The 12,282-nt window shown below is 38.5% G+C and carries 11 protein-coding genes; 1 reads left to right on the top strand and 10 read right to left on the bottom strand.

From position 1 onward, the window contains the following. Nucleotides 1-37: 37 nt before the first annotated feature. The 6 genes from BMY14_RS09395 to BMY14_RS09370 all read right to left on the bottom strand — a co-directional run bounded on the left by BMY14_RS09395 (nt 38) and on the right by BMY14_RS09370 (nt 7,646). Nucleotides 38-1,282 (bottom strand): S-layer homology domain-containing protein, encoded by a 1,245-nt coding sequence (locus BMY14_RS09395; protein ID WP_091831146.1) that lies wholly within the window; start codon nt 1,280-1,282, stop codon nt 38-40. Between the two features lie 75 nt (nt 1,283-1,357). Further along, nucleotides 1,358-2,116 carry an HAD-IIB family hydrolase gene (locus tag BMY14_RS09390; RefSeq protein WP_245741344.1) on the bottom strand — a complete coding sequence of 253 codons (759 nt, stop codon included), beginning with the start codon at nt 2,114-2,116 and terminating at the stop codon, nt 1,358-1,360. Further along, on the bottom strand, nt 2,113-3,792 hold the full coding sequence (locus BMY14_RS09385) for a glycoside hydrolase family 13 protein (protein WP_091831143.1): 1,680 nt from the start codon (nt 3,790-3,792) through the stop codon (nt 2,113-2,115). The genes BMY14_RS09390 and BMY14_RS09385 overlap by 4 nt, the downstream gene beginning before the upstream one ends. A 15-nt stretch (nt 3,793-3,807) precedes the next feature. Then, nucleotides 3,808-5,898: an alpha-glucoside-specific PTS transporter subunit IIBC gene (locus BMY14_RS09380; RefSeq protein WP_091831141.1), complete on the bottom strand. Its 2,091-nt coding sequence runs from the start codon at nt 5,896-5,898 to the stop codon at nt 3,808-3,810. A gap of 325 nt (nt 5,899-6,223) precedes the next feature. Then, a complete protein-coding gene (locus tag BMY14_RS09375) occupies nt 6,224-6,994 on the bottom strand; it encodes a MurR/RpiR family transcriptional regulator (RefSeq protein ID WP_019552218.1) in 771 nt (256 codons plus the stop codon). A 253-nt stretch (nt 6,995-7,247) separates the two neighbouring features. Beyond that, nucleotides 7,248-7,646, bottom strand: coding sequence for a carboxymuconolactone decarboxylase family protein (locus BMY14_RS09370; RefSeq protein WP_091831139.1), 399 nt, complete (start codon nt 7,644-7,646; stop codon nt 7,248-7,250). Nucleotides 7,647-7,720: 74 nt separating this feature from the next. Here BMY14_RS09370 and BMY14_RS09365 point away from each other — a divergent pair, with 74 nt between their 5' ends. Continuing rightward, on the top strand, nt 7,721-8,083 hold the full coding sequence (locus BMY14_RS09365) for a MerR family transcriptional regulator (RefSeq protein WP_091831137.1): 363 nt from the start codon (nt 7,721-7,723) through the stop codon (nt 8,081-8,083). A gap of 15 nt (nt 8,084-8,098) precedes the next feature. Here the strand turns inward: BMY14_RS09365 and nfsA are convergent, their stop codons facing one another. The 4 genes from nfsA to BMY14_RS09345 all read right to left on the bottom strand — a co-directional run bounded on the left by nfsA (nt 8,099) and on the right by BMY14_RS09345 (nt 12,101). Continuing rightward, nucleotides 8,099-8,836 (bottom strand): oxygen-insensitive NADPH nitroreductase, encoded by a 738-nt coding sequence (gene nfsA / locus BMY14_RS09360; protein WP_091831135.1) that lies wholly within the window; start codon nt 8,834-8,836, stop codon nt 8,099-8,101. Nucleotides 8,837-8,989: 153 nt separating this feature from the next. Further along, nucleotides 8,990-9,550 carry a hypothetical protein gene (locus BMY14_RS09355; protein ID WP_091831133.1) on the bottom strand — a complete coding sequence of 187 codons (561 nt, stop codon included), beginning with the start codon at nt 9,548-9,550 and terminating at the stop codon, nt 8,990-8,992. Nucleotides 9,551-9,854: 304 nt separating this feature from the next. After that, nucleotides 9,855-10,619 carry a 4-hydroxy-tetrahydrodipicolinate reductase gene (locus tag BMY14_RS09350; RefSeq protein ID WP_091831132.1) on the bottom strand — a complete coding sequence of 255 codons (765 nt, stop codon included), beginning with the start codon at nt 10,617-10,619 and terminating at the stop codon, nt 9,855-9,857. Between the two features lie 285 nt (nt 10,620-10,904). Continuing rightward, entirely contained in the window at nt 10,905-12,101 is a 1,197-nt protein-coding gene (locus BMY14_RS09345; RefSeq protein WP_177177535.1) for a retropepsin-like aspartic protease, read from the bottom strand. Nucleotides 12,102-12,282 lie beyond the last annotated feature (181 nt).

The raw sequence follows: 12,282 nt of genomic DNA, 5'->3' as shown, positions 1-12,282 counted from the left end.
TAATTTTTTTTAATGATGATATATAGATCCCTGTTATTTAGAAATGAAAATCCAATTCTGTCCGGAACAATTTTCTATCATCATTTGTACTATTCGCATTTATTTTTTGTTTAGAATATAATGTTTCCCATTCTACATTTTGCCATGGCACATATTTTACGCCCCAAATCCAGCCTTTCATATTACTTGGCAAAGAACCCCATTCATCATCATGCCCAATATCGCCATTCGCGCCATAATTTACATACCGAGTATAGGCACCAAATGATCCAACATGCTTCATATCTGCTCCTTTATAATCTAATCGTACCGCCTTATCCGTATTATCTTTATCTGCACCAGTCCATACATAAGTCCCCGTCAATTTCACCGTAGGTGTAAACTGCGTCCGCAAATCAACGGCGGCATATTTATCACCAAACCATTTTTCTTTATTCGCCTGGCCATACGCAACATTGGCTTCAAGATTTTTTGCAATCTTACCAAAAACGTTAACACCATAAAGATCATAATCCGCACCATCCCAGGTTGGTGCAAAATACCAACCACTCAGTGTCAAATCTTTCGAAATTGGATGCCAGAATTGCACGCCATCTGTTTCGCTGCCTTGAAGCATATTCTGATAGCCAATTCCGCTCCATTTACGTCCAATGTTTACATACCAATTATTCGCAATCGTTCCATCGACCCAAATTCTTTGAAATGTTCCTGTATCACTATCATCTTGCCCCTTATGCGTTTTATTCGTACTATCATTATGTGAATAATGACGATTTGTTTCTGACTGAAATTTTGCTGTCCATTGATCGGAAACTTTCATTTGGCCTTCCAAATCCATATAGAATCTTTTATTGCCATTGTTATTGGCTCCTGCCGATTTATCACTATCCCACTGGGTTCGAACAAATCCTGTTATTTTCACATTATCAACCCGCGCATTTACAGCATCAATTTTTTTATCCAAAGCTTCCAGTTCACTACCATACTCTTTTTCTAGTTTTTCCACTAAGGCTTGATCGCCCAATGAACCTGTCTTGGATTTATCCATTGCTTTAGCAATAATTGTTGCCATTTCATAACGGCTCATTGTTCGATTCCCCTGAAATGATCCATCAGCATAGCCTTCAATAATTCCATCTTTTGCTAATTCGTCCAGTGCCGCATAACTCCAATGATCCTTCGGTACATCATTGAAGCTACTTGCCGATGCCGCAAATGCGCTTGTCGTTGCCCCCAATGTTAACGTAATCATCCATACCAATAAGCCTTTTTTCATTTTCATGCTATAATCAACGTCCTTTATTTTTATTTGTGTTACAACTCATGATCAAGATTTATCCTATTTACCTATATTCTCTCAACATACTTCCCACAGAAATAAAACTTTTTTTGCTTGCCGTTGAATAAGCTCACGTGCGGATGCCATTGCATACCCGCCAAACTTACAAATCATCGATAAATCATTGCTTTCATCACCAATAACATACACATCGGCCTGCTCCCATTGTTTCATTTGCAAAAGCATTTCAATCCCGGTACTCTTGTCAATCCCCAACGGCGTAATATCAACACTGCCACGATTTTGGCAGGCTTGTACTTTGTCTCCAAACAACAAGTTCAACTGTAAAACAGCCTGTGCGGCCTGCTCTAGCTGCGAAAAACCTAAAGAAATCTGTTGAACATCCCGCAACGAAGAAATTTTATCAGCCTCTATCATTTGTACAGGAAAATTCCATTGTCGGCCTTCGCGGACAATCCAGGAACCGGCTTTCGCTTGATACACGAAGGTTCGATCTGCTTGTGAAAATGCAACATGCAAGCTGTCGGCCAAACATTGATGCGTGGCTAAATCATATAATATCGATGGTTGTATTTTCGCCTGATACAAAACCGTACCATTTTTCGAAAAGATAATTGCCCCATTATTACATATGGAAAAATCTGCTTCAACACCAAAAAATTTGAGTTGTGGTAATAACATCCCATAATCACGACCAGTTATTACGCCAAATTTATGACCTGCTTGACGCCACGAAAGAATCGCTTCAACCGTTTCTTTCGCAATTTCATGCTCAATAAAAAGCGTCCCATCAAAATCACTTGCTGCCAGTTTCAAAGGACATCGCTCCCTTCACAGAGATAGATCCTCGCTTCATAAGAACGCAGTCTATTTTCTGGTGCATCGTCATAGGTACCCATCAACAATTTATTTATGATGAGATCTCTTGGCAATTCATACGCGGTCTGCTTGTCCGAAAAATTACAAATTATTAATATCGTTTGCTCTGACAGTATCCTCAAATAAGCATAAATTGCTTCATTGCTTTTCAATAGTTCCTGATATCTGCCTTGTAATAAAGCTTCATAGTTTTTACGAAGCTCCGCCAATTTTTTATAATAATTAAAAACAGAATTTTCTTTCATTTGTTCACACGCAACATTGATGTTTCGATAGTTTTCATTTACTGGCAGCCATGGTTTCCCTGTGGTAAAACCAGCATTTTTTTGATTGTTCCATTGCATAGGTGTCCGAGCATTATCGCGACTGTATTTTTGAATAAACCTCAATGCCTCTTGATCCGACAAACCCGCTTGCCGCGCAAGTTGATATTGTCCATGCGATGAAATGTCATCATAGCATTGGATCGATGGCCAGGCCGTATTCGTCATCCCCAATTCTTGTCCTTCATAAATAAACGGCGTTCCTTTTAATGTGAGTAAAACGGTAGCTAACACTTTAGCTGCCAACTCTGCATCAACCGCCTCAGGGAAAAAGTGATTGATCGAACGCGGCTGATCATGATTTTCAAAAAATGCTGGATACCAGCCATTATTTGACGTCGCCCGCTGGCTTTCCGACAAGGCCCGTTTCAATTGTGTGAGTTTCCAGGGAATTGGTTGATACCATAAGCTGGACTCTTCCATATCTAAAGAAATGTGACTGAACTCAAACAACATATCAAATATACCTGTTTCACCAACCCAATACTTTAATTCCTCAGCTTTGACACCATTGGCCTCTGCTACCGTTACAATATCTTTGCCAGTAAAAACCGCTTGTTTAAATTCCTGTAAAAAGTCCAAAATACCTGACTGATTTGCTGTTGCCTGATGCACATTTCCCATACGGTCAGGTCCATCGATTGGTAAGTCATCATACACAGCCGGCTTTTTTATATAGGTTATCGCATCAATGCGGAACCCGCCAACGCCCTTGTCGAGCCAAAATTCAGCTATATCATACATTGCTTGGCGCACCTTCACGTTTTCCCAGTTGAGATCCGGCTGCTTTGCCGCAAACGTATGCAAATAATATTGTCCGGTACATTCATCCAAAGTCCAGGCTGATCCACCGAAAATACCACGCCAATTTGTTGGTGGTGAACCGTCCGGTTTAGCATCACGCCAGATATACCAGTCACGTTTGTCATTTTCGAGACTCTTACGAGATTCCTGAAACCAGACATGTTCATCCGAGGTATGATTAAACACCAAATCCAGCAAAATACGAATATCATATTTTTTTGCTTCATGAATCAGCGCTTCCATATCAGCCATCGTGCCATATTCCGGTGCAATATTCCTGTAATCAGAAACATCATAGCCATTATCAATCATGGAGGAACTATACATCGGTGTCAGCCAAATTGCGCCAGCGCCCAAATTATGGATATAGCTTAATTTTTGAGTAATACCCGTCAAGTCACCGATTCCATCACCATTACTGTCATAGAAGCTCTTCGGATAAATTTGATATACCATCGTCTTCTGCCACCATTTTAATTTATCCATCGCGCTTCCCTCCTTTTAAAATGTAGCTATAACGGTTTCATTCACTTTTGCCGTCATACCCGCTGATAATTTCATAAATGGATATTCTGTAGAATTTGTAACCGCTAAAATAACAAGCGACGAATATCCTTCCTGCTCAATAAGATTTTTATCAAATTTAACCAATTCTTCTCCAGCTTTAACTTTTTGTCCGGCTTTAACCTTAACCTGAAAACCGCGGCCTTCCATCTTGACTGTATCAAGCCCAATATGGATCAAAAGCTCCACACCACTTTCCAGTCGCATTCCAACTGCATGGCCTGAACCTTCCATAACCATTGTGATTTCACCATCAGCTGGCGCTGTTACAAGTTCAGTTTGTGGATATACAGCAACACCGTCACCCATCATTTTTTGGGAAAACATTTCATCGGGAACCTGTGTGATAGGTATAACTTTGCCACTGACAAACGCTTTTAACATCGTCGATTTTTCTGTACCGGAAATGACATCTTCGGCCATCTTATCTTGCAACAATGCCTCAAAACGTTCTCTGATTTGTGGAACGGACAATCCTACAATGACCTGAATGGCATGTCCATTTTTCACTAAACCATGGGCACCTGCTTTGGTAAAAGTGCTGACACTTTTAACTAAAGCATCATCAACAACAGTCACTCGTAGACGCGTTGCACAATTTGTGACATCTTTAATATTATTTTTACCGCCTAGTGCTTCAAGAAAAACGGCTGCTTTAAGATCACGTTCATCGATCTTGACATTTTCGCCCATTTTCCCTTCCAAGGCTTTTTTTGCTTTGTACTCCGCCTTGGAATACAATTTTTCATCCTCATCGGTACGACCTGGAGTTTTATAATCATTTTTTAAAATAAGATAACGAAATACAAAAAAGTAGATTGCCGTGAAACTTAACCCCACTACTATTTGTATAATATAAGTTGTGGAATGATATTTAAATAACGGTACCCAGTTTTGCACAACAGCATCAATCAGGCCCCCGCCAAACGATCCAACTACACCAAACATAAACAGTGTTGCGGCCAGTGTTGCGGCCAGCAAAGCATGTACCAGAAACAGTACTGGTGCTACAAACAAAAAGGTAAATTCAAGTGGTTCGGTAATCCCGCAGACAACAGCTGTAATCGTTGCTGGTATTAAAAGACCTGCAACGGCTTTCTTTTTTGCTGGTTTAGCTGTCGCGTAAATCGCCAGGGCAATCCCTGGAATACCAAATATTTTTGAAGATCCATGCAGCGAAAACCCTGCTCCTGGGAACATTTCTTTTAACGAATGCGACGAAGTTGCAAAATCTTGTAAATGCTGCAACCAATATTGTTGTATGCCACCATCAACGATGGCTGGGCCAAAAATAAATGGCGTATAAATAAAGTGATGAAGCCCTGTCGGAATCAAAATTCGTTCACAAAATGTATAGAGCCAGACTCCAATGGCATCACTCGCTTTTAAGAATTCCTGAAATGTGCCAATCGCATGCTGGATCCCTGGCCAAATCAGGCAGAAAAAATAAGCTACGGGCAACATCAAAAAAAATCCTGCGGCAACGACGAGTGACGATCCTTTAAAAATACCTAAGTAATCAGGAAGATCAACATCAAAAAGTCTATTATGCAGCCACACTGTGATCCCTGAAATCAAAATTGCTCCCAGCATCCCAATATCAAGTGTTTTAATATTAGCAATCATTGCCAATCCCGTTCCACCGCCGGCGTTCAGACTATAATCGACACCAAAAAATGGACCCGCTAATGTCAGTATTCCTGAGACAAAATAATTGAATACTACATAGATTACAAAAGCTTCCATACAGGCTCTAGCCTGATTTTTTTTAGCTAACCCAATAGGCAGAGAAAGTGCAAATAACAATGGCATCTGCGCAAAAACAGTCCAGGCACCTTGTTCAATTACATACCAAACTGCATACCAGAGACTTCCCTTATCGGCCAGGGAACCCACAATATCGGGATTTTTAAAAATAATCGATAACGAGACCATAATACCAAAGAATGAAAATAATATAACAGGCGTAAACATCGCTCCGCCAAAACACTGTACATTTTGCATGACAACGTCCTTATTGATTACCATAACCATACCTCCTCCAATTTCATAGCTGACAGACTCACGTTGCATAATGAGAATTTTGTGAATTTTTAATTGCTGCAGCGCTCCAATTCTGATAAATTCAATAAAATAATTTTGTCATGACACAAAACCAAACCAACACAGGAAACCGTGTTAAGATATCTTGGTTTTTATAATAACCTCTTATGTTGTTGCATTCAATAGATTCAAGGCATTATGGCTTGTTGACACAAAACCGTACCAAAGTACATTTTATGTACTTTGGTACATCCGGATAAAAAACATAAAAACTGCTCTCGACAGCAGCGAAAGCAGTTTTCATTTTATGTCATTTGATTTTATTTTTTCGATACAATTTGTATTTCACATACCATATCTCAATTAACAAAAAATAAGGCATCATCGATTGATATGGTTTTTTATTTTCACCGACTTCATAAAGTTGGAAAATTGCCGGTGTAATGTATAAATTTTCGGTACTCAAACTCGCTAGTGAATTATCATGCAAACGCGTAATCGATATGAGGGGAACTTCTTTAAGCTGCAAGGTCTGCGCAAATTCAACAGCCAAGGGTGTCTCGCCACTCAAAGAAACAATGATTACCAAGTCATCCGGTGTCAAAATTCGATTTAAAGAATGAAACTCTTCTTTTCCTTTAACTTCGTAAACCAATACATCATCATAAAAAAATAAACGCTTTATTTCTTGAACAACGTTGCTTTGTACGTATCCTGATGCATAGGCAAAAACACGTTTAGCACGATACATCAGTTTACTGGCATCATCAAAATTACGTTTCACCAATTCACGCCAGCTATGATGATAAAAAGTTGCAATCGCTTCTAAAACATCTTTTTCATCATTCAAAAAACCTTCTTCTTCCATTTTCAATACAGCCTTTAGATCACTGAACCCATCGAGCGAAAGCTTCTTGGCAAACCGCACAACCGTCGTACTCGACACACAGCATTCCTTTGCCAAATCATGAATTGACATATGCCGACATTTTTGCTTATGATTAAAAATATATTTCCAAATCACCATATCCGTCTGATTTAAAGAACTTTTATGTTTGTTAATCAGCTCTTCTAAATTCATATTCAATCCCCTACTTTTGCTATCAAAATTAATATTCCAACCATACCTAATTTAAATCTCAAAGTCTATACCGTATAAAATTATAATTTCATATATCCTGTTTATTATACCATTAAATACCATTATCGGCACGAGATATGATAAAAGCAAAAATGACCTGTCAGAAAACTTACATATTTTCTAACAGGTCCAATATATGATGTAGAATAATTTGAATATTTGTGTATGGTAAACTGCAAAATATTATTATAACTTACGAATTAATTTTCGCCACACGGATGTTTCGATCGACAAACACTTTTCTTGCAACACCAACCGCATTTAAAACTCGGGGAAAACCTGTATAGGGAATGCACTGAATGAAGATTTCAATGATTTTCTCCGGTGCAATACCTACATTTAATGCACCATTAATATGAACATTAAGCTGTGCTTCACAGCCCCCGAGTGTCAATAAACTCGCTAAAGTAATCATTTCTCGTTCTTTTAAATCCAAAGTTTCCCGGCAGTAAATATCACCAAAAGCAAATTCTACGATGTATTTTCCTAAATCTGGAGCGATATCATCGAGCGCTGCAATAACCTGCTCTCCTGCATTACCATCTACCTCAGCCAATTTGTTTAACCCTTTTTCAAAACGATTTAATTCCATTGTTAAAACCTCCTGTATTTGTTATAATCAAATTGTAACTCTTAAAGTTAACTTTAAGTCAAGAGGTATTTTATATGAATTATTCTATCGGACAATTTTCTAAATTAATCGACTTAAGTGCCCCGACATTACGTTACTATGAAAAAGAAAATTTATTAATTGTACACCGTGATAAATCTGGTCGGCGGTTTTATACAACAGATGATATTGCCTGGATATTGTTTATCAAAAAGCTAAAAAATACGGGAATGTCCATTAAAGATATCACAAAATACGCATTATTACGCTATCAAGGTGATTCTAGCATAGCACAAAGACTGGAAATTCTTGAAAAGCAAAAGCTAAAAGCAACCGTTGAAAAAGAAAAATGGGAAACAAATCTTGGCAATCTTGAAGAAAAAATTGCAATTTACAAAAGTAAATTGCAATCAACGTAATACACAAACGAATGTTTATTTCATTTCAAACCCACGTTTTTCTAAAAACCCCTTCATATGCGGGCGCTGTTTTTGTTTGAGGAATGCCGCAATCCCTTCAGTCCAGCTATTACTGCGTTCATTGTTGGTTCGATCTCGATAATACTGGCGAATAACTTCATCATATTCTTGCAATTTAACCATATCTTCCTGCGTTGAATATTCATCTTCTTTTAAAACAAGTGATAGGGGCAGACGAGGTTTTGTGTTATTTACTTTTTTCGGATACCCAAGGCACATGCCGAATACAGGATATACAAGCTGGGGAATTTTAAGCAAATCACAAACTTCCTGCGGATTATTCCGTATTCCTCCGATATATACTCCGCCTAAACCTGCTGATTCAGAAGCAATCATGACATTTTGCGCAAGTAGCGCCACGTCGACTGTTGCCATAATAAACAGTTCCGTTAAACTACTTTCAATCGTTTCATGATTCATACTGCAAGCTTTTCCCAAACGATTTAAATCTGCACAAAAAACGAGAAAAACCGGACATTCTTCTACATAACTTTGTTCACCTGCTAAAGAAGCTAGTTTCGTCTTCTTTGCTTGATCCTTAATATGAATCACCGTATAAGCTTGAATATGATTTGACGTTGATGCATATTGGCTCGATTGGATTATATCCGCCAGCAAACTTTCATCGACGACCTGGTCTTTAAATTTTCGAACCGAAGCATGTTTTTTTAATAATTCCATAACCTGATTCATACGAATCCTCCTAAAAAAATAAATCTACTTTTTTATTTTTTAATTCTTATATGCATCGTAACACTGACAACAAATTTAATCAAACATAACACTTGCTCAAACATAAATCTAAAAAAATCTCCATTCACAATATTTCGGTGAATGGAGATTTTTTTAGATTTTAACTTCAAATTTCTTGCGTTTCTTCGGTAACGGAAGTTTCGCCGCCATCAGACTCTGCGGCACAGGTTCTGCCTCCAGATGCTGCTGCGAAAGCGGTGCAGGCACCGTTTTTTTCTTCTGCTGATTTTTCACTAGCCGTAAGCCAGTTAGAAAAACAGCAACCAAGACAACAATCGCCACAAAAGGTGAATAATTCAGCGCCGTCGGTTTACTAGACACAGGTGTTTTTTCCATCGTCGCTTGCGTGGTCGTCTGTGTGGTATCAGCATCAGAATCCGTTAAAAATGCCTGTATTTTATTTGTTTTAGCCGGCACTGCTTCCTCTGTATTTACCTTTGCGCCATCTTTACTTTTTACGACCGGACCACCCTGCAGTGCTTTTTGCACTGATTCTATTTTTTTAACCGCTCCGGCAATTTCAGGATTCACCGGAGTATTAACTTGCTTGGAAGGAGTCGTATTCGCATCAGAATTGCTCGATGACATTGAATGAGATGGCATCAGCTCAAGCGGTGCTGGTTTTGTTGGTGGGGTTGGAGCAGCTACTGGCATAAAAACACTTCCTCATCGAATCTGTTAGACCTGTACGTCTAAACTGTATAAATAAATCACCTGTATAAGTTGCATTAAATATTTTATATGGCAATCGTCAGAAAAGGGGTATAGGGTTGAGTGGCGTTACGGAGGAAGCAAACGATGCCCTATACCCCTTTCCTGGCAGCCTAGCTAGATGCAATTTCTTTAATGCATTATATATATTTCACTAAAATGATATGTATTTATAAAAGTCTCTTTTCCTCATTATAACTTTTTTATCCCTGCAATACCAGTTCATAAAACAAAAGCCACTGCAGCTTCAATACACTGGAATATTTTGTCTAAACATTTCCGCGATAATTGTTTCCATTGTATACATGCCCGGAGGTTTTCCAATAAGAAATTTTGCACCAAAAATAGCCCCTTGCCCAAAAGCCGCCCGATTTATACTTTGATGTGATAGACGAATGATTTGATAAGGCATACCAAAAATAATTTCATGATGCCCCACAATTCCACCTACACGAATAGAATTGACATGCTCCGGTTCCAGGTTAAGCACACTGGCAATTTTTTGAGCCGTCCCCGATATTTCTGTTTTACCTTTAAAATGTTCTTCAACGATTTCAATATCCGCATGTGGGGCTATTTTCTGTAAAATTTGCGCAGCTACCATTACGACATTAATACCTAATGTAATATTGGGCGAATAAAGTACTGGTGTCAATTTTATATACGACTGTAAAAGTTCTAAATCTTGTGGTTCATATTTAGAAATAGCCGATATAATCGGAATTCCCATCTGTGCGGCTTTTTTGTATAAACGTACTCCTGTAGAATCGGAAAAATCTACAATGATGTCTACCGGGCGCGCTAAAAAAAAGTCTTCATTAACATCCGTTGCCGCAAAAATTTCGCCAGCAGCAAATTCATGCCCCAGCATATGACTGGCATATTTCTGATGATCGACTTGACTTCGACGAACCACCCACGTTAGTGTAAACAAAGGATCACTTAAAAATTCATTCGCAACCACTTTTCCTGTTTTACCAAAGCCAAAAAACCCAACTCTTATTTTTTCCATTCTAATCCTCCTGTTATTGCTGTAATGTATCAGTTTTTTACCACCCTCATTCTGCATGAAAATAAAAAATTTTTTACACTATTTATATTCGAGTGCATAAACATGATAAAGAAGGATCTTCTAACTGCTCTATACCAATTCTTAGAATTGGCAGACAAAGCAATGAAGATCCTCTCCCTAAAATCATTCCTATATTTTATGTTTTCGCCGACGCTATCGGAAATACCTCTATTTAAGCGAATCATTGGCAAAAGCCTGCCCTATATTGCTATATACAAGATATATCTATCGTTTTAGCGTTTTTACTCGATGAACTGCAAACAAATTACATTTTTTCAACGTTATGGTCCGTATCCCTGCTGAATTTTGAATTACCATTTCTAACGTTTTTATTTTATCGTCATGTAGGATGATCCGCCAATACGCTTCCGTTTGGGCTGGCGTTTTAATTCCATTGATGGCTAAAATTCGATCGCCAACACCAATAGCAGCAACATCAGCCGGCGACCCTTCCCATATACCACGAACGACTAAAAATCCGTTCGCATCAGACACGAGGCCCAAACCCGTATGATATGAATCTTTCGGCAGTAAAACTTTACCATTTGGAATAAGCCACGCTTTTTGTTCAGGATAATCCAAAATCACATTAAATTTTGCTAAAAATTTATGACCTGCCAGCGGCAGCTGTGAGGACATAATACTCGTATTCTTAAAAGTGTATTTGCCCACGCGAACCTCTGCCTTCGCCATAATATCGCGCGCTGAATAACCGAAGGCACCAGCAACAATACCACCCTTACTATAAATCTTGACCTTGCATTTTTCAAGCAGATCATTTGGGGCTGCAAACGCTTCCCCCATCGCTCCTGTATCAAGCAAAACATCCATCGGCATATGATCAATTGTAATTGGCAAAGTTACAGCAAAATAATTTTTATGCATCGTTGCCCTCAGCACATCACTTGGTATCGACACATGATTTGTTCTACTAAAAATCACCTGGTGATTTTTATAGTCAAGGTTTACGACAAAATGTTTGAGAAAATCATACCCCAAAAGTCCATCAATTGGTATACCATAAGTAGTTTGTAAAAATTTCATATCTACACTTAAAATTGGCACATTGTAAATCGTCGCACTGCCTACCGTCAATGATTTTGACTGATAAAGTGTTACCTTTTTACTGTTTCCGGCAAAATCATGACTTTCTAAATCCAAAAGCCTATTCAAGGCTAAATCCTGAACGATGGCACTGTCAAGTACACTAATTTCCGCCCCTGTATCCAATAAAAAATTATAAGGGCGCTTACCTTCCCGCAGCTTAACTTGTAAAACCAATCCATCTTTGGCAACCAACGAAGGCACCCGATTCTCTACTGTAGCAGTAAAAGCACTAGTATCCGGTTCAAGATCAATCGCTGCTATAGTTCTTCCACTTAAACCGAAGCTGAGCCAAAAGAACCCGATGGTGCCAATCACTCCTATATATTTTTCCCAAGAACAAAACTTGCCACGCTGCACAATTCATTACACTCGATTCTCTATATAATATAGTCATTAAAAATCATATAATCCTCTATATTTTGACCTTTACCGATATCATCCCTGACTCTCTACCATTTTACATCTAAATTTGTAAATTTGTCAGCAAAAATGCGAA

This window comes from Propionispira arboris (assembly GCF_900109225.1).
Lineage (GTDB): Bacteria > Bacillota > Negativicutes > Selenomonadales > Selenomonadaceae > Propionispira > Propionispira arboris.
Note: the sequence above shows the minus strand (reverse complement) of the source record. Positions and strands in the feature narration are given on the sequence as shown.